This window comes from Paenibacillus sp. JNUCC 34 (genome assembly GCF_058269055.1).
On sequence record NZ_CM177770.1, the window covers coordinates 1732947 to 1750743 of the forward strand.

A 17797-nucleotide genomic window follows, 5' to 3' on the forward strand; every position below is an offset into this window, starting at 1 on the left:
TTGGAATCTGCCTTGCAGATTCCTTTTTTTTCACATTTTAATCTAAGTACTTAATCACACATTTTGGTGGTGAGATGATGATAAGAAAAGCGGATATTACTGACCTGAACTTTTTAGTTCAAATAGATTTAAAAGATGAGGGTATTACTTCGGTTACCGAAATTCAAATGACGGACGAGGATTTGCAACTACATCGTGAGAAAATTACGAGATTTGTAATGGAAAAAGATAGAGGCGCATTAATTTATGAAGATAAAGACAAGAAGGAAAGAATCGGTTTGATTATGTATTCAATTTGTAGTAGAGATGTGGAGTATCCTTGGAAAACCATTTTCCATGAATTAGATCGAAAATTATTTCAGGAAGATGGACGTTTTGTGGAGATCTTTCAATTATGGGTTGATCCAAATTATCGAAGGTCTGGTATTGCGACGATGCTAAAGAAAAGACTTGAAGAAGTAGCAAAAACCAATAATGTGAATTTGATATACACACATACAGAAGAACGAAATTCACATGTTATAGAGCTTAATAAGAAACTTGGATATAAGGAAGTTAGACGTGGGCCGATCTGGGATGAAATAGTTCGTATAAGCTTAATAAAACATTTATAGACATAACAGAGGAGAAATACATATGACAATCGTTGGAATCTTAGGGACGATTCATAATCAAGAAGTAAGAGAACAGTATAATAGTTCCCTTACTCTCTATAAAGATGTTATTAATGATTTCAACCCAGATATTATCTGTGGTGAAGTTCATCCGCAAAGCTGGATTAAATACTTGAAGGACAAAAATGAAAAGGGCTATTGGGGAGAACCAGCAAGTGAATATTGGGAACTTATATTTCCATTATGCGAAGAGCAGAATATAGAGTTTATACCTATTGACTGGTTTGAATTAGATGTCTGGAATAACTTTGATCCATTTAACGGTTATTCAGAAGAGAAACGTAGATAATTAGAAAAAATTGATGGTGAATGGTTTTCAAAGCAAATGAACACTCATTCTTTCATTAGCAGTATGGATTTCAGCAATATTGGTTGTAGTAACTCTAGTTAGCCTGTTGTTATAAAGATTTGAATCCAATTTAGGTTCATATTCTATATCACATGGTAATACCATACATGTACAAATCAATATAAATGGACTTCATAGAGAAAATGATGCAAACCTGTTAATAATCAAAGGCAATACAATAATTAAATATCCATTGGATAAGGGAAACAAAGAATATATGTATTCAAAAGACTTGGACATTGGATCAATGGATTTGAATCAATATGAAATATTAGTAGAATGGACTGCAAATAATAAAAGACATATTGAATATTTAAGGACGAGAACAGAATGATTTCACCTTAGATTATTTTGCATAATGAACTGATCGCTATCTCCATCTAGAACAACTACAATATTCTTTCTCGTATTATTTAAGAACATTAAAGCCTTTGGCTCCACATCATGTTCAAGGAAGAGATAAACTTCTTTAACTAAGTCAGGGTATACGTTAGATGATAATTTTACTGGGTTTCTGAATTCTATATGCAGGATCAATCCATCTTTTGGATCCATTGAAAAATCGCCATGTATTTTAGGTGAAGAATTAAGAAGTGTAATTATTGATTTCTCAAGATTATGAGTTAAAGGGTGTTGTTTAATAACTTTTTCTTGCCTAACATCAAAAATCTGAACCAATGTTTGATCTGGATTTTGAAAATTAAGATTAAAGGCTAGTAATGCGATTGATAATATTTTTATGATCACGTTTAAGCACCTCAAAAAAAATTATTCCCCAATAGACTGAAGAGTATAAGTGATGTGAGGGTGACATAAGGGTGGCATCGCCTAACACTATTTCTATGCTTTTAAATATGACAAAATAAACCGTATCGTAACTACCGGCAGCGCAATAAAGTTAGCCATCGTTATCTCTCTTTTATATGGTTTCCTATTGATGACCATACCAGATAATATTACGATTACATCGGAGTACGCTCTTGAACAGTTGAAATGATAAAAGGAATTATTTTTTTTGAAAGTCCAATTTCTTTTTTTACGGGAAATCTGTCTCATCATTCGTAATATCAAATGATAACGGCTACAGTCAAAGAGATATGAACAAAAGGCTTCGGAGACCGGAGACCTGCAGGTATCACAAATGTGATCTGCGGGTCTTTTTTGTAGGAATGATTTGTTATATTGGTGGATAACTTGCAACGGTCGGTAAGATCGCCTTTACGATCTTATCGGATACAGCGTATCAGTGATTTAACAATATATGGAGTTGTTTAACCGGAAGAATGGTTTTCCCGAGCCAATCGTACGGAAGTCACTTGACAGAGCGCACTACGCAGAAGGTGATTTAACATGCGGGAAGCCGGTCTAATGTGGCGAAAAAGGTGATCATTTACGTGTTAAGACATTCCTTTACAATGCATTTACTGGAAGGAGGTACGGAATTTAAAGTATATATAAAAGTTACTCGGGCACCAAAGCAGTTGAACAACAGAGGGTTATACTCATGTGTCTATGAAGGATGCCAGGCGAATTAAGAAACCGCTGCATTATTGAAATCGGGGTATTACGGAGCTGGAGTTCGTAGATATCCTGACAGAAGGAGTGTTTACTAAGTACGGGAATACACGTAATATGATAGTATTCACGAAGTTCGTAGATAAGGCGTTAGAGGAAATCTGCGCGTAAGAATATATTTTGAAGATGGAGGACAGGGATACTGAAGGTTATAGCTGTGTCATATGAAGATAAAACAGTCTTACAAAATTTAATCCAATTGTATAGATATGATTCGAGTGAGTATGATGGGCATGTCCTTAATAAATATGGATTATATCAATATAAATATCTTGACCATCAGTGGACAGATGAATATAGGCATCCATTTTTTGTTTTTAAAGATAATGAGTTAGCTGGTTTTGCTCTCATTATAGTTGGAGTTCCGAGGGAGTTTGTTAAACTAAGTAGCGCTCAAGAAACCAATGTTATAAGTGACTTTTTTATTTTACGAAAGTACAGAGGACAGGGTGTGGGAAAGCAAGCAGCATTTAATATTTTTAATAAGTTCCCAGGTGCATGGGAGATTAGACAAACACAGCAAAATCACCATGCGAATCAATTCTGGAACAAAATAATAAATGAATATACAAATGGCAGGTATAAGGAAGAATACTTAAATGAACTGTGGAACGGTCCTGTGCAGTGCTTTCAAAATAATAAGTACGAGTAGTAAGTAATTTCAGGGATGGCGGAGACATCCTCTAACAACGTATCTACGCGGCGGCCCTTTCGTCCCTTGGTTCGCAAGAAGAGGTGAGCATTGAGGTTGAATCAGCTCACAACCCTGCGAGGCTAAGTCCGTCGGACCCGGCGCGTACGCGCCTTAAGCCTCTCGGGTTTGTAGATACAAGAACGTTAACTGAAATTGCGGAATATAGATAAAAGAGGTAATAAAACGATACAAAACTCTCTTAAGGATGATGGAAGTGTATATTGTCATAGCATCAAATGGGAAGTACCAGTGGATATCAGGAATATTCAAAGAAGAGAAGGAAGTTCAAAAATACATTAAAAATATACCAACAAACTTGAAGGATTATCAGAAATTGATTGAACTTAAGAACATGAATTATCCGTTTTACATAATTGAAAGTGAGAATGAATTTGATTACATAGTGGTAGATGAATTGCTAAGCATGATCGATGGAATTGAGTTGACAGAAGACGAGAATAAAGTGTACTTCAATATTTATCTAATAGAATCAGATTACAGGCCTAATAAGCCAGGGACAGATTATATGGGAATAATTAAGCATGAGCATGTAACGAATGATTTCATAGAATGGTACAAGAAAAAAGGGGAGAGATTTCTAAAAGAAAGAGGAATTTTTTAATCATACTCAATGATGTCCGCAACATCAGATAACACCGTATCTACGCTGCGGGATACGCCCTTGGTTCACAAGATGAGGTAAGCATAGAAGAGGACTCAGCTCACAACCCTGCGCGGCTAAGTCCGTCGGACCCGGGCGCAAGCGCCCTTAAGCCTCTCGGGTTCGTAGATACATAAACGTTAGGCGAAAGCCCTTAGATAAGGAGTTATTCAATGAAGATAGATCCTAATAAAGAATTTGCTTGTAAACTAAGTATCATGCTCGATAGTAAATTAATCTGGTATAAGCACTTCCAGTTGTTTTGTGATGACATAATTCTTAAATATATAAAACCACCGTATTGGATAATTGAATTAGCAACAGTGCGCTTTCAAGGAAGCGCTATTGAAATAGTCAACAAATATATTAATTCAGAACCATATATTGATTTTTACAATAGTGAACTGTTTGATCAATACATAGCTTGTTTGTACTTAAAGTACGATAGAAGGGAAATATCTTGGGCTAGTTTTCTATTTTCGTCTGGTCAATATGCTGACAATTGTCAAGGTGTGAAAGAGCCATGTGAATATTTTTATGATTTATTAAATGAATATGAATACTCTGAATTCAATATTGACTTCGAATATAAACAAAAAGAAGAGGTACAGAATAAATTCTCTAAGGAAATCAAAGAAATAAAAGCTGTTTATAATGTATTTAGGGATTACTATAAACAATTCATTATTAAAGAAAGAAATACATCTTTGTAGGTATTATGAAAAAGAAGGGCCGTCGCCTAACACCGTATCTACGCTGCGGGCTTTGCCCTTGGTTCGTAAGATGTGATAGGCAGAGAAGCTGAATCAGCGAACAACCCTGCGAGGCTAAGCCCGTCGGACCTGGTGCAATCGTGCCTTAAGCCTCTCGGGTTCGTAGATACAAGAACGTTAGGCGAAATACCGGGAACTAATTATTTAAGGAGAGGGGGTAGATTCATGAAGTAAGTAGATATAACTAAAACCCTCGAAGAACTTGAAGGAGAAGGCTGGAGTGAACCAGTTTTTAGCTCTGGATTGGTAGTCCGTTCACATGAATTAAGAAAGAAACCTTTAAGTGAGTTCAATCTTGAAGATCTGAGACTATTAATACTACAACAAACTAGTTTAGATTTTCTTTTGCCTTTAGCACTGGAGCGATTAGCGGAGAACCCTTTACAATCAGGTGACTTATATGTTGGAGATTTATTTTGTTCAATACTTAAAGTCGATAAAGAATATTGGGAAAGCAACATAGAAATAAAGAACGAATTGGATGAAGTAATAAGAATTTACGAAAATGCCAGAGATACAGTAGATAATTATATTAACAAATACAGAAGTGATAGATTGTAAGTATATTCAGGAAGCCGGTACATCCCATAACATTATATTCACGCTGCGGGGCTTACGCCCCTTGGTCGTCAGATGTATAATAATCGAAGAAGATAACTCGGACGACACACGAGTCGACCTAAGATAGGAGCTATCTAAGGGAGATGGACGTCGTGAATATGGGAATTAAGTAAATAGACAAACAAAGTATACAAATAGGAGAAACAAAATGGACGACTTTACTAAGAAGCGGATTATAAAAATAATGGAAAAATATATACAAATGCAGTGCCAGAACATGTGAAAAACCAGATAAAGATTAATTATAAAAATTAGAGGATGAAAATTTTGAGAAACAATTGGACATCGTGGATAAGGATAATAACGGGATTTTCTGGGGGTAACTCGCAGAAGGCAACGACAAACGAGACCAGAGGTTTCGAGTAGCTTCCTGTGGCTAGGACAACTTTAGGCTCCTGGCCCGAGGCATTCTTCATTTGCTCCAAGATAGCCAAGAGTCGATGAAGATCCGCATTTGAATGATTGAATGGAAAAGGTTTGTAGATACAGTCACGATAGGCAAGGAACGCAGCAGCAACACTATTCCCTTTAGTAACATCGATACTTATACAACATATTTTACGCTCTCTTTAAACCGCCATAATGGCGGTTTTTGTTATAATAAGATTATCTTTCAAGAAAAAGGAGTATTTCTATTGAATCTTGCTGTTCCTGTTACACAGTCACAACTGATGCAGATATTGCTTAACGTTTCCGTTATTCGCCCTGTCTTTATTTGGGGTGCCCCAGGGATTGGAAAATCAGCTTTAGTTGAATCATTTGCCGATCAAGTCGGACTTCCATGTGTTTCACTTTTAGGCTCTCAGCTTGCGCCAGAAGATATTATTGGAGTACCTCAGATCGTTGACGGAAAAAGTCAATTTTGTCCACCTAAAATGATTGCTCGCAATGAACCTTACTGTTTATTCTTGGACGAACTTAATGCTTGCTCGCAAGAAGTCCAAAAAGCTTTTTACAGTCTTATTCATGAGCGTCGAATTGGTGATTATCATCTTCCAGAAGGCTCGATTGTAATCGGTGCCGGCAACCGTGCGCAAGATAGTGCAATTGTAAAACCGATGTCCTCTGCGCTCATTAACCGTATGTTTCATGTCCAACTTAATGTATCGTTTCAAGACTGGATTACTTGGGCGTACGAAAACGAAATTCATCCGATCGTTATTGAATATTTAGAGTCTCGCCCCGATCATCTGTGGAGTGCTCCTCCGAAAACGGAAGAACCGTTCTCCACGCCAAGGTCCTGGCATATGCTTTCGGATGCACTTCGCGAGTTTGGTGATAATTTATCACCAGAAGTGGTCGGTATTTTAGCGGGTGGTTCTTTAACTCCTGCTCATGCAACACAATTTAAAGCTTTTTACAAAAATTTAAGTGGCAAATATCAATTAAATGCTATCTTAGAGGGCAAAATTTCATTTCCGTCTGCTGCAGAAGATCGTGATGTTCTCTATTTTCTAGCTCAATCTTTTCGAGCACAAATTATTAAAGAACTTCCCGCTCGAAAAGATGAGATCAGTGGGAATCATAGGCAGTTTGCTCACACGGTGAAAAAATTGATTAAAGACTTGTCTGCCATTAGTTTCGAAATTGCACAGCTCGTTGTTGCGAAAAATGAACAATCCTCAAATATTCCTGACTGGCTCATGGTGGAAATTGTTCGTGACTTACCACGGCTCGCCGTTAAAGATAAGGGGTAATGATGTCAAAAAAATCGACACCTGAAAATCCAGCTTTAAAACAATTCCAAGCAGCAGTAGAGATAATTGAAAACCATCCTATTTTTTCGCCTTTATGTTCAAGAACCAGTATTGTCCATCGTGATGGGACCCCTTATCCAATAAATGGTTGGGCAACCGTTACAAAAGGTGGATATATTTACACGCATCCTAAACGCCGAGGTGAAACCTCGGAATGGGTCTATGTGCTTGCTCATTGTTTGTTGCATCTAGGACTTGGTCATTTAATAACGAAAGATCATCCAGTGGCATGGAATGCAGCTTGTGATTTGTACACTACCAAATTTCTTGCTGATTTGAAACTAGGAACACCCCCTTCTGATATGGAAACACGGACGGATATGAACGTAAAGGATGAGGAGTTTCTTTATGAGCAATTTTGTGCACGGGGCGTGCCGGAAGTTTTGAAATATTTTGGCACAGCAGGTGTAGCAAGTTCGGATATGGATGTTCGGGATACAGCAGCGCGTAGTTATTGGAGGGGAGAACCCGAATGGGAAAAATACTTTGCCATTGGGTTATCTAACGCGGTCACAAGTGCTGTAAGTGTGGCGGGAGGTCACTCTACTTCTTTATGGGATTCTACGAATGTTAAAAGTGCTGCGCAACGGGCAAAACGGTGGTTTATGGACCGTTATCCATTACTCGGCGCACTTGCTTCCGGTTTTACAATTATTGAAGACCAAACCATCTGTCAACGATTAAGCATTTCCGTTGCGGCTATTGATGTTGTAGAACGCGAAATTTACATGAATCCAGCAGCTGGACTAACCGACGAAGAATGTATTTTTGTGATGGCGCATGAGTTATTACACGCAGGTCTTCAGCATCATGAGCGCTGCCATGGTCGCGATCCTTATTTGTGGAATGTCGCTTGTGATTATGTCATCAACCTGTGGTTGGTTGAAATGCAAGTTGGTGAATATCCTAAAATTGGTCTACTTTTGGACCCAGAGTTGAAAGGTTTATCTGCAGAATCGATTTACGACAAAATGGTTGGAGATATTCGCTTATATAGAAAACTGGCTACACTTCGCGGCAATGGATTAGGCGATATGATTGGCAAAGGTGATCCGTCACTCTGGGATGTTCGAAATGGGCAAACGCTCGATGATTTTTGCAAAAATGCTCTTCAACAAGGTTTAATGTATCATGAAGAACAAGGTAGGGGGTTACTTCCTTCTGGGCTTGTTGAAGAAATTAGAGCACTTGGTCAACTACCGATTAAATGGGACGTTGAGCTTGCCAAATGGTTTGATTCATATTTTTCTCCACTTGAAAAAACGCGGTCCTATGCCCGTGTAAGTCGTCGTCAATCTTCTACTCCAGATATCCCAAGACCTCAATGGGTTTACAGCGGTTCTTCTGAAGATGGTCGTACGTTTGGTGTGATCTTGGATACGTCTGGTTCAATGGATAAAAAATTGCTGGCTAAGGCGCTTGGTGCCATTGCTAGTTATGCACAAGCTCGAGATGTGCCTTTCGCTCGACTTGTGTTTTGTGATGCAGCTCCTTATGATGCGGGTTATGTTGCCCCAGAGACAATCGCCGATCGTGTGCAAGTTAGAGGTAGAGGGGGGACCATTTTGCAGCCTGCGATTGATTTAATCACTCATGCTGAGGATTTTCCGAAAAATGGACCACTTTTAATTATTACCGATGGCTATTGCGACAAATTGACCATTCGGCGAGAACATGCTTATTTATTGCCAAAAGGAAATGAACTACCTTTTTCTCCAAAAGGTCCTGTTTTCCGTATCGATTAAGAAACAATAACTATATTCAAGCGACACATTCAACCGGCTAAGTCTGACGACACTTCGTGCCTTAAGCGCTAATACGTCAGGAATGTAGAAAAGATAGATGAAACCAGTGAAAATATATATATAACAAGGGAAGTGAAACATATGCCACATCTTATCGGTTCAAGAATCATTTTATGAAAGGATTTGTAATTGCTGATAAGGAAACAGAAGAGTATATAGGACAAATCGATTTATTTCACATTGATTGGAAGAATAGAAGTGCAGAAATGGGAATCGTTATTGGTAATCCTAATTTACAAAACAAAGGGTACGGATCGGAAGCTATCCAATTATTACAGAAATTCATTTTTCTACAACTAAATTTAAATCGACTACAACTAGAGGTACACGATTACAATGATAAGGCAGTAAAGTGCTATATAAAATGCGGATTTAAAGAAGAAGGATGACTAAGACAAAAGCACTTTTCGAATGGTCAATACACTGATGTCATATATATGGGAATCTTGAGAGAAGAGTTTGTAAACAAGAATAATATAATGTGTAGGTAATTTTCGAAAAAGGTGACATTGAGATTGAACGACTATTTATGTGTTACAAATCATATCGTTCAATTGGAAAATTTTCATTGGGTCGCTCCTACTTTCGTAGCTCACATTATTAATGGCAACGTACAGAATAAGGAGCCTCATGCTTTACAGGAAGTGCAATGGTTTCCTATTGATGACATACCAGATAATATTACGATAACAACGGAGTACGCTCTTGAACAATTGAAATGAAAATGTTTAGAGATAAACGGCTACAATAAAAGGCTTCGGAGACCGGAGACCTGCAGGTGTCACAAATGTGATCTGCGGGTCTTTTTTGTAGGAATGAGTTGTTGGAGGAGCTGGTATGTTGTTTTAACCGGAGGAATGGATTTTCCCAGGCCAATCGCTCGGAAGGCACTTGACAGAGCGCAATGTGCAGAAGGTGTTTTAACATGCGGTAAGCCGGTCCAATGTGGTGAAAAAGGTGAGCATTCACGTGTTGAGATATTCCTTTACGATGCATTTACTGGAAGGAGGTACGGGTCTAAGGTATATACAAAAGTTACTTGGGCACCAAAGCAGCGGAACAACAGATTGTTATACTTATGTGTCTATGAAGGACGCCAGGCGGATTAAAGGCCCGCTGGAGTATTGAAATTGGGGTATTATGGAAGGAGAGTTCGTAAATAACCTGACGAAAGGAGTGTTTACGAAGTACGGTAATACACGTAATATGGTAGTATTCACGAAGTTCGTAGACAAGATGTTATATGAAATTGTTGAAAATATTTTATTAAGGACTACAGTTCATTAAAGACCATGAATAAATAAATTTTGAGGTGCATACCAATGATTGATATTCCAAGCGTAATTCCACATCGATATCCATTTTTAATGATTGATCGAATTGTTGAGTTAGAGCAAGGTAAGTGGGCTAAGGGATATAAGAATGTGACATGTAACGAATGGTTTATTACTGAGTCAAGTCAATGTATGCCAAGTATGATGATTGTGGAGGCATTAGCGCAATTAGGAGCATTCACAACATCAAGTAAGGAGAATAGTTTGGGCTTTCTTTCATCTTTAAACGGTATTGAAATTATAGGCAATGCTTATCCAGGTGATAGAGTTGAATTATATTATGAAGTTATAAAGAACAGAAGAGGTTTTATACTGGGTAAAGGAGAGGCCATTGTTGGAAACAGAGCAATTATTAGAGCAAAAGAGATTATGATATATATACAAGGCTCTTAATAATTCGCTAATTAACAAATAATTTTGTGTGACTATTCAAGAGGGTAATAACATCAGATAACATCGTATCTACGCAGCGAGCTGTTCGGCCCTTGGTTCGCAAGAAGAGGTAAGCAGAGAAGTAGAATCAGCTCATAATCCTGCGTGGCAAAGTCCGTCGGACCCGGTCGCGTTCGCTCCCTTAAGCCTCTCGGGTTCGTAGATACAAGAACGTTATATGAAATGTGGCAAGAACATTATTAATAACATGGAGAATTGAAATGATAGGAATAGTAAGACATTTAAAAGTGAATTTTAAAACAAATCGTAAAAGGATGACAGCGAAACAATTTAATGATTGGGTAGAGCAATATGATCAAGCAGAAATAGACAGTACAAATCATTTTACTAATAATATTATATGGGATGTTTGTCTGACTAGTGATTTATCAAGAGCAACAAAAACAGCAGAGATAATATTTAAAGGTAAAACTGTAGTATCTGATCAACTTAGAGAAATAGGGATTAGAGCAGTAGTTAATTCAAAGATTAAGCTTCATATAAATTTATGGATGATGTTGGGGCGAATTGCTTGGTTTTTCTCACATAAATCACAATCTGAGTCTAAAAGTCAAACATTACAACGAGCAAAAATAATTATTGATAAAATAGAAGGAAATTATCCTAATTCAAAAGTGTTAGTTGTTAGTCATGGAGCGTTCATGAAAGTACTATTTAAAGAACTCAAATGTAGAGGATATGTAGGGAAATTAAAAATGAAGCCAAAAAACGGAGAACTATATTTATTTGAAAGAAAATGATTTGAGAGTAAACTCGAAGAAGTGCCACACTTCATATAACATCGTATCTACGCTGAGGGCTTCGCCCTTGCTTCACATGAGGCAGTAGTCAGAGAAGCAGATTCAGCTCACAACCCTGCGAGGCTAAGTCCGTCGGACCCAGTCGCTTCGCTCCTTTAAGCCTCTCGGGTTCGTAGATACAACGTTAGGTGAAATCTCTGCAATAAATATAAACAGTAGATTAGTATAATCGAAGAAAAATAAGTTAGTCGGAGAAGGGGTTGAAATAGTGCTTCATTTAACATGTACATATTTAATCGTGAAAGATATGGAAAGATCAATTACCTTTTATGAATCAGTCTTGGGAATCAAGGCACAGTCAAGGAATATAAAGAGATGGGCACAATTTGAGTGCGGAAATACTTTGGCGCTATGGAATCCTGAATATGATCTTGAGCTAATTAGAAACAAGGATAACCTAGATGAGCATTTTAATAATGAATACCTAAAATATAAACATACTTACAATATCAACTACGGAAATAATGTCATTTTGAATTTAAACGTACCAGATCTTAACGAAGAATATGAACGTATTAAGTCCATGAATATTGGTAAAGTAACAGAGATTTTGTACATAAATATAGTTCAACCTTATTATTGCTTTATGCTAGAAGATCCAGATGGAAATATGCTGGAGATAACCGGACCATACAATAAACAATAGAAACAAAGAAATATATGTTTGCAGTTCGAAGAAGGAAGAGACATCACCTAACACCATATTCACGCATCGTGACTATCGCCCCTTGGTTGTCAGATGTATAATCGTGGAAGAAGCTCAGACAACAAACGCCCCAGCCTAAGATTAGAGCTATCTAAGGCTGGGGCGTTTCGTGAATACAAGAACGTTAACTGAGATCTCCGGAAAGAACGTTATAAGATCGATAAGTACAATTTAAGTTTCAGTAAGTCAAACAGGAAAGAAATATAAAAGCATTACTTAAATTATCTTAGTTTGTTTGGATTTTGCGATGTCTAGATCCGAATTGAATGCATAGGGTTACCTAGAAAGTACGTGCGTTTAATAAGAGATGATATTGTGAAATGTCCTTGGTCGAAAGTGAATGACCAGGGGGATTTTTTATTTATAGGCTCTGTTATCCTTGATTGTTGATTTGCGACTAAAAGAAAAACCGCCACATTAGGCAGTTTATTCTGAACTAGTTTCCCGTTAGCGTATTGCAAATCACTGGCAGTGAAACGCAGTTTAGTGCTTCAAACCTTCTACTGGTTTGTGATGATTGACCTCCTTACTCTTTTTTCCTTATTCTTGTGCCCAGTATAATGAAAGCGGCATAGATTAAGATGGCAATCGAATCGATTAACGTATTCGTAAGTGCCGAAACATCATAAAATGCGGTTACACCGAGAATAACCATCAGACGAATGAGCAGAAGTGACACGATCATCCACGCAGCAAACCGGATCTTAGATTTCTCGCTTTGAAATGACAGGATAATGAATACTATGCCGAAAACCAGATTCTCAGCGGTGATAATGTGCCAGACATACGTAAATGTTATCCGTGTATCCAAGGCTATATCATTCACTAAGAGCGTCGGCAGTACAGCGGATTGCCCGTTCCATGCGTGCGTAACAGCAAAAAGTATTGCAAGAACGCCGGCAATCAAACAATAATAATTCTTAATTCTGATGTCCATCACAATCCTCCTTAGTTATTTCAGGTTCCTTCTTGTGAAGATCCCGGTAAATCTCCCGAACGAACACTGCCAGCTGCTGGTCACTTTCATGATTAAAGTCCCTTAGCGTTTTAACTGCTACGTCGAGCAACTGACTGACCTTTTCAAGATGTGCGATTTTCTTGCGTGTTTCTGCTTTCTTGGCATCAAGGAATTCAGCGACCTCCTGGCAATAAGCAGGATCTACACTCTGCATTCTGTGGAACTGAAACTTCCCCTTGATTTCTTCTAGAGAAAAGTCCGCATACTGCATGATTTGAATATTCATCAAATCGACGATGTCTTCCCTAGAATACCTGCGATAAGAATTGTGTCCCCGAGACGGCGATACGATTCCAATACGGTCATAATACCGGAGCGTATCCTTCGGAATACCAAGTATCCGTGAAACCTCATTTATAGAATATTGTTTTTCCATACATTCACAATAACATTGGAGTAAACTCCAATGTCAACTCGTTTTTACTATCTTTTTTCACGGGTATTCATGCAATCCTTACAACTATGCTGTCCGTTACTTCAACAAAAAAATTAACAACACAGTTTAACAAAGCCTATTTAAAAGAAGTAATGAAATAAGAAAGGGAATGAGATACAATTCCAAATAAGGGCTTGAATAATGGCTGAATAATAGCGTGTTTTGAAAGCAGCTCAAGATGTCGGAGACATCAGTTAACATAGTATTCACGCGGCGGAGCCTGGCGGCTCCTTGGTTCGCCCGAAGGGATCGGCAAAGTAGTGGAATCAGGCGAACAACCCTGCGAGCTTAACCGCAGTCGCGGTCGCCCCATACAGGGCTTGAGGTTCTCGGGTTCGTGAATACAGGAACGTTAGACGAAAGATCATTAAATCGGTTTCGATGGGAGGATATCAATGAAGTTTTTTATCTTATTTGGGCCACAAGCAGTCGGTAAGATGACAGTAGGTCAAAGTCTAGCATCAAAACTGAATATCAAATTGTTTCATAACCATATGTCTATCGATTTTGTATCTCAGTTCTTTGATTATGGAAGCCCATCAGGGAAGCGTTTGGTTAATTTGATTCGGCAAGAGATTTTTGATGAAGTATCTAAAAGTGATCTGGAGGGATTAATATTTACTTTTGTTTGGGGTTTTGATCTCCAATCTGATTGGGAATACATAGATAAAATTTCTAACCTCTTTGAATCAAGAGGAGCAGATGTGTATTTAATTGAACTAGAAGCAGATTACGAGGAGAGAATAAAGCGAAACAGAACAGAGAATAGGATGATTCATAAAACTACAAAAAGAGATATTGAATGGTCAGAAAGTGATTTAATAAAAACTCATGAAAAACATCGATTGAATTCATATCCAGGTGAAATCACAAAAGAGAATTATTTAAGAATAAATAATACAAATATAGAACCGGATGAAGTGGCAGAAATAATAATAAGCGGCTTTGGATTATGATGGTATGTCAATCAAAAATGATTCAAAGCCTTTATATAATTTCTGGACCTCCAGGAGTTGGTAAGTCAACAACTTCAAAAATGCTTATTCAGACACTTACAAAGAGTGCTTATATTTCAGGGGACTATATAAGCCATATCCCCGTTAAAGGAAGAGGGAAACCTTGGTTAGATAAAAATACAAATGAATTAACATGGAAGAATTTCACGAGTTTAATCAAGAATTCATTAGAATACGGCTATGATGTATTAGTTGACTATGTGACTTTTCCGTAAGATCTAAAAAGAGTAAAAGAAGAATTGATAAATGTAAAAATAAGAATTGTTTATGTGGTATTGATGGTTGATAGTCAAACAATCATTTTTAGGGATGGAACAAGAGCAGAAGAACATCAAATGAAAGAACGAAGCATGATTGTGCTAGAAGAATTTGAAAACGATCCTAATTTAATGGAGACGAACAAGTTATATACAAGCAATTTTGCATTATTAACTAAAGGATAACTTTTAAAGGAAAAGGAGTTTTAAAGGTGAAAAAAGAGAGTGATCATTTATATTTCATCGATAATATAAAAATAGCTTTAATTATGCTTGTAGTAGCTCACCATGCTGGACAAGCATATGGAGCAGGTGGTTGGTGGTTTTTTTTGGATGATGAATCTATCAACTGGTTGGGCAGATTTTTCTCTGTAAATGCAGCATTTTTTATGAGTATGTTTTTCTTTTTATCAGCCTATTTTCTCCCTCAATCAATCTCGAGAAAAGGGCCGAAACGGTTTTTAAAAGAACGGATTATTAGAATTGGTATTCCCTTGCTACTGGGATTTCTCGTGATAATTCCTATTCTGATGTATTTATATTACATTAATTTCAGAGATTATGAACCCATCTCATTTTTTTCTTACTATGTTAATATATTTTTTGGACTTGGTAATGAACCCACGAATTGGTCTGGGCCATCATGGCCTGATATGCAATTTGGCCATTTATGGTTTTTAGAGCATTTACTTGTGTATGCGGTTGTGTTTTCAGTCTGGACCTTCTTTACATCTAAGAAATCCACAAAAAAATTTGATGGAAACATTAAGGTTTATCAGATTCTCTCCCTGTGGTTGGTCGTTAGTTTAGTGACTTTTATTACAAGGATATGGTTTCCTATTGATCATTGGACAGCTTTTTTAGGATTTATTCAAACAGAATTTGCACATGTACCACAGTATGTGAGCTTTTTTTGTTTAGGCATTATGGCCTATCATCGCAAATGGTTTTTAACTTTGAGTGCGAGAGCAGGATACATCTGGCTTATTATTGGAGTATTAATAGTAACCATTTTGTATTCTGGAGGAAATACGGTAGATTCTTTTTTTTTAAAAGGGGGGCAAAACTTCGGTTCGTTGGCTCGATCATTAATTGAGACGTTACTGTGTATTTCGCTTGTAATCGGTCTTTTAATTTTATTTAGAGAAAAAATTAACGGTACTAATCGTTGGTCTAAGATGTTATCAAACAATGTATTTGTTGTTTATTTCATCCATGTCCCAGTAGTTGTCTTCCTTCAATATGCATTGAATGACCTACCAATATCAGTCTGGACTAAATTTCTTATAACGGCATTTTTAGGAATTATCCTAAGTTTTTTGCTAAGTCATTTTGTATGGCGAAAGATTCCATACCTCAAAAAAATGATGTGAAAGGAAATAATATTTAAATAAATGAAATGTGAAAACAGGAAGCCGTTCGTTTCCGGTACTAATCAGCTATTTGGTGCTGGCCGTGATCGCGATGCATTCTTTATACTGGCCCCGATCGTACTGCTGATTCGCCGGCTTATGCTTGGAATAGTTACCGTACTTGCCGAATATCGGCCACTTGAAGTAGAAGGACTATTTTCCCCAATCGAAAGTCTGAAGAATGCGAAATCTGCTATCCGATGGACAAAAAATAATTCGAGAGAGCTTGGGATTAACCCAGATAAGATAATTGCTGTAGGAGCGTCAGCTGGAGGATATCTAAGCTTATGTTCTGCAATGATCGATCAAAATCAATTCAATGATCCTATGGATAATTTACACATAAGTCCTCAGCCCAATGCGTTGATCATTTTTAATGGTGGAGTGAATTCTAACATTCTTATAAACCTTTTTCCTGAATTGAAGGAATCTTTAATAGTTGCATCTCCTGTAGAGAAGGTGAGAGCTAAGTTACCTCCAAGTTTATTTTTTCATGGCACAGATGATAAGAATATACCAATTGAAGATGTAATTGATTTTACTGACAGGATGAGATCTCATGGTAATAAGTCTGAACTAATCTCTTTTGAGGGATTAGGACATGGTTTTTTCAATTATGGAAATCTGGATAATAAACCATATGAGAAGACCATTAGAGATTCAGAAGAATTTTTAAGGGAAATTGATTTTTTGGGGTAACTCAGAGCACCATCGTCTAACACCATATCTACGCTGCGGGGGTCAAGCCCCCTTGGTCTGCCAGAAGATTTTTCGAGAAGGAAGATTCAGTAGACAACTCTGCAAGGCTAAGTGCGAAGCCACCCAGTCGCTGACGCTCCTTTAAGCCTTTCGAGTTCGTAGATACAAGTACGTCAGGCGAAACCGGCTGAAGCGAGGGGGAAAAACTATGATATTTCATAGAAATCTATTGAAAGAAGATTTAGAAATCATCTCTTTATTTCCGTTGAATGTAGAAGAATTATTTTTTATAAGTCCTCGATTTGAATATCCATTAACACCTGATCAAATTATTAAGATCCTAGAAAATAGATTTAGTCCCACAGTAATTACTGATACTAACACCCAATTAGCTATTGCATATGCAAATTTATATGACTTGAATCATGAAGATTCTATTTGTTGGTTAGGTAATGTAATAGTTAGTCCTGACCATAGAGGCAAAGGTGTGTCTGCATATTTAATTAACATAATGATGGATAAGGCTAGAAATGAACATGGTATTAAAAAGATGAAATTATTTTGCCATAACACTAATACCAGAGCTCTTATTTTTTATTGCAATCAGGGTTTTACGCCGTGTGGATATAAAGTAATAATGAATCAAGATAATAAGAAAATAGTCTCAATAGAAATGGAAAGAGAATTAATTTGAATGGCGCTGTTGCCTTTAAAAACAAAGCGATTGCGTTCAAAAGTCTAGAGGATAACGTCGTAT

At 37.2% G+C, this 17797-nt stretch carries 22 protein-coding genes; 19 read left to right on the plus strand and 3 right to left on the minus strand.

Annotation, left to right across the window (positions count from 1 at the left end; genetic code table 11):
• The first annotated feature begins 74 nt into the window (after positions 1 to 74).
• Positions 75 to 614, plus strand: coding sequence for a GNAT family N-acetyltransferase (locus AC2TF5_RS08035; protein WP_491301655.1), 540 nt, complete (start codon positions 75 to 77; stop codon positions 612 to 614).
• Between the two features lie 22 nt (positions 615 to 636).
• Complete coding sequence (locus AC2TF5_RS08040) at positions 637 to 963, plus strand: hypothetical protein (protein ID WP_491301656.1); 327 nt, start codon at positions 637 to 639, stop codon at positions 961 to 963.
• Between the two features lie 396 nt (positions 964 to 1359).
• On the opposite strand, the gene AC2TF5_RS08045 is transcribed toward AC2TF5_RS08040, so the two are convergent.
• Positions 1360 to 1770 (minus strand): hypothetical protein, encoded by a 411-nt coding sequence (locus AC2TF5_RS08045; protein ID WP_491301657.1) that lies wholly within the window; start codon positions 1768 to 1770, stop codon positions 1360 to 1362.
• A gap of 985 nt (positions 1771 to 2755) precedes the next feature.
• On the opposite strand from AC2TF5_RS08045, the gene AC2TF5_RS08050 reads away from it, so the two are divergent.
• From AC2TF5_RS08050 to AC2TF5_RS08100, 11 genes are all read left to right on the plus strand, one after another.
• Entirely contained in the window at positions 2756 to 3250 is a 495-nt protein-coding gene (locus tag AC2TF5_RS08050; RefSeq protein WP_491301658.1) for a GNAT family N-acetyltransferase, read from the plus strand.
• 256 nt (positions 3251 to 3506) lie between these two features.
• Complete coding sequence (locus AC2TF5_RS08055; RefSeq protein ID WP_491301659.1) at positions 3507 to 3914, plus strand: hypothetical protein; 408 nt, start codon at positions 3507 to 3509, stop codon at positions 3912 to 3914.
• A 212-nt stretch (positions 3915 to 4126) separates the two neighbouring features.
• Positions 4127 to 4666 carry a hypothetical protein gene (locus AC2TF5_RS08060; protein ID WP_491301660.1) on the plus strand — a complete coding sequence of 180 codons (540 nt, stop codon included), beginning with the start codon at positions 4127 to 4129 and terminating at the stop codon, positions 4664 to 4666.
• Between the two features lie 303 nt (positions 4667 to 4969).
• A complete protein-coding gene (locus AC2TF5_RS08065) occupies positions 4970 to 5287 on the plus strand; it encodes a contact-dependent growth inhibition system immunity protein (RefSeq protein WP_491301661.1) in 318 nt (105 codons plus the stop codon).
• A gap of 695 nt (positions 5288 to 5982) precedes the next feature.
• Positions 5983 to 7044, plus strand: coding sequence for an AAA family ATPase (locus tag AC2TF5_RS08070; RefSeq protein ID WP_491302840.1), 1062 nt, complete (start codon positions 5983 to 5985; stop codon positions 7042 to 7044).
• Entirely contained in the window at positions 7044 to 8849 is a 1806-nt protein-coding gene (locus tag AC2TF5_RS08075; protein WP_491301662.1) for a vWA domain-containing protein, read from the plus strand. The genes AC2TF5_RS08070 and AC2TF5_RS08075 overlap by 1 nt, the downstream gene beginning before the upstream one ends.
• A gap of 173 nt (positions 8850 to 9022) precedes the next feature.
• Complete coding sequence (locus tag AC2TF5_RS08080; protein ID WP_491301663.1) at positions 9023 to 9298, plus strand: GNAT family N-acetyltransferase; 276 nt, start codon at positions 9023 to 9025, stop codon at positions 9296 to 9298.
• 580 nt (positions 9299 to 9878) lie between these two features.
• On the plus strand, positions 9879 to 10037 hold the full coding sequence (locus tag AC2TF5_RS08085) for a tyrosine-type recombinase/integrase (protein ID WP_491301664.1): 159 nt from the start codon (positions 9879 to 9881) through the stop codon (positions 10035 to 10037).
• Positions 10038 to 10231: 194 nt separating this feature from the next.
• A complete protein-coding gene (locus AC2TF5_RS08090; RefSeq protein WP_491301665.1) occupies positions 10232 to 10636 on the plus strand; it encodes a 3-hydroxyacyl-ACP dehydratase FabZ family protein in 405 nt (134 codons plus the stop codon).
• Between the two features lie 260 nt (positions 10637 to 10896).
• Positions 10897 to 11436, plus strand: a complete 540-nt coding sequence (locus AC2TF5_RS08095; protein ID WP_491301666.1) for a histidine phosphatase family protein — start codon at positions 10897 to 10899, stop codon at positions 11434 to 11436.
• Between the two features lie 268 nt (positions 11437 to 11704).
• Complete coding sequence (locus AC2TF5_RS08100; protein WP_491301667.1) at positions 11705 to 12142, plus strand: VOC family protein; 438 nt, start codon at positions 11705 to 11707, stop codon at positions 12140 to 12142.
• Positions 12143 to 12728: 586 nt separating this feature from the next.
• Here AC2TF5_RS08100 and AC2TF5_RS08105 read toward each other — a convergent pair.
• Positions 12729 to 13139 carry a hypothetical protein gene (locus AC2TF5_RS08105; protein ID WP_491301668.1) on the minus strand — a complete coding sequence of 137 codons (411 nt, stop codon included), beginning with the start codon at positions 13137 to 13139 and terminating at the stop codon, positions 12729 to 12731.
• A complete protein-coding gene (locus AC2TF5_RS08110; RefSeq protein WP_491301669.1) occupies positions 13123 to 13596 on the minus strand; it encodes a MerR family transcriptional regulator in 474 nt (157 codons plus the stop codon). Before AC2TF5_RS08110 ends, AC2TF5_RS08105 begins: the two co-directional genes overlap by 17 nt.
• A 455-nt stretch (positions 13597 to 14051) precedes the next feature.
• Between AC2TF5_RS08110 and AC2TF5_RS08115 the strand changes: the two genes are divergently transcribed.
• The 6 genes from AC2TF5_RS08115 to AC2TF5_RS08140 all read left to right on the plus strand — a co-directional run bounded on the left by AC2TF5_RS08115 (position 14052) and on the right by AC2TF5_RS08140 (position 17734).
• On the plus strand, positions 14052 to 14612 hold the full coding sequence (locus AC2TF5_RS08115) for an AAA family ATPase (RefSeq protein ID WP_491301670.1): 561 nt from the start codon (positions 14052 to 14054) through the stop codon (positions 14610 to 14612).
• A complete protein-coding gene (locus AC2TF5_RS08120) occupies positions 14609 to 14887 on the plus strand; it encodes an ATP-binding protein (RefSeq protein WP_491301671.1) in 279 nt (92 codons plus the stop codon). The genes AC2TF5_RS08115 and AC2TF5_RS08120 overlap by 4 nt, the downstream gene beginning before the upstream one ends.
• Before the next feature lie 24 nt (positions 14888 to 14911).
• Positions 14912 to 15115: a hypothetical protein gene (locus AC2TF5_RS08125; RefSeq protein WP_491301672.1), complete on the plus strand. Its 204-nt coding sequence runs from the start codon at positions 14912 to 14914 to the stop codon at positions 15113 to 15115.
• Between the two features lie 26 nt (positions 15116 to 15141).
• Complete coding sequence (locus AC2TF5_RS08130; RefSeq protein ID WP_491301673.1) at positions 15142 to 16302, plus strand: acyltransferase family protein; 1161 nt, start codon at positions 15142 to 15144, stop codon at positions 16300 to 16302.
• Between the two features lie 21 nt (positions 16303 to 16323).
• Positions 16324 to 17040 carry an alpha/beta hydrolase gene (locus AC2TF5_RS08135; RefSeq protein WP_491301674.1) on the plus strand — a complete coding sequence of 239 codons (717 nt, stop codon included), beginning with the start codon at positions 16324 to 16326 and terminating at the stop codon, positions 17038 to 17040.
• 208 nt (positions 17041 to 17248) lie between these two features.
• Positions 17249 to 17734 carry a GNAT family N-acetyltransferase gene (locus AC2TF5_RS08140; RefSeq protein WP_491301675.1) on the plus strand — a complete coding sequence of 162 codons (486 nt, stop codon included), beginning with the start codon at positions 17249 to 17251 and terminating at the stop codon, positions 17732 to 17734.
• The last annotated feature ends 63 nt before the right edge of the window (positions 17735 to 17797 follow it).

What these genes read in the sequence shown, in the direction of transcription:
- AC2TF5_RS08115 (WP_491301670.1), top strand. Translation starts at nt 14,052, where the DNA reads ATGAAGTTTTTTATCTTATTTGGGCCACAAGCAGTCGGTAAGATGACA.
- AC2TF5_RS08135 (WP_491301674.1), top strand. Translation starts at nt 16,324, where the DNA reads ATGAAATGTGAAAACAGGAAGCCGTTCGTTTCCGGTACTAATCAGCTA.
- AC2TF5_RS08035 (WP_491301655.1), top strand. Translation starts at nt 75, where the DNA reads ATGATGATAAGAAAAGCGGATATTACTGACCTGAACTTTTTAGTTCAA.
- AC2TF5_RS08140 (WP_491301675.1), top strand. Translation starts at nt 17,249, where the DNA reads ATGATATTTCATAGAAATCTATTGAAAGAAGATTTAGAAATCATCTCT.
- AC2TF5_RS08120 (WP_491301671.1), top strand. Translation starts at nt 14,609, where the DNA reads ATGATGGTATGTCAATCAAAAATGATTCAAAGCCTTTATATAATTTCT.
- AC2TF5_RS08095 (WP_491301666.1), top strand. Translation starts at nt 10,897, where the DNA reads ATGATAGGAATAGTAAGACATTTAAAAGTGAATTTTAAAACAAATCGT.
- AC2TF5_RS08080 (WP_491301663.1), top strand. Translation starts at nt 9,023, where the DNA reads ATGAAAGGATTTGTAATTGCTGATAAGGAAACAGAAGAGTATATAGGA.
- AC2TF5_RS08060 (WP_491301660.1), top strand. Translation starts at nt 4,127, where the DNA reads ATGAAGATAGATCCTAATAAAGAATTTGCTTGTAAACTAAGTATCATG.
- AC2TF5_RS08110 (WP_491301669.1), bottom strand. Translation starts at nt 13,596, where the DNA reads ATGGAAAAACAATATTCTATAAATGAGGTTTCACGGATACTTGGTATT.
- AC2TF5_RS08075 (WP_491301662.1), top strand. Translation starts at nt 7,044, where the DNA reads ATGATGTCAAAAAAATCGACACCTGAAAATCCAGCTTTAAAACAATTC.
- AC2TF5_RS08090 (WP_491301665.1), top strand. Translation starts at nt 10,232, where the DNA reads ATGATTGATATTCCAAGCGTAATTCCACATCGATATCCATTTTTAATG.
- AC2TF5_RS08105 (WP_491301668.1), bottom strand. Translation starts at nt 13,139, where the DNA reads ATGGACATCAGAATTAAGAATTATTATTGTTTGATTGCCGGCGTTCTT.
- AC2TF5_RS08040 (WP_491301656.1), top strand. Translation starts at nt 637, where the DNA reads ATGACAATCGTTGGAATCTTAGGGACGATTCATAATCAAGAAGTAAGA.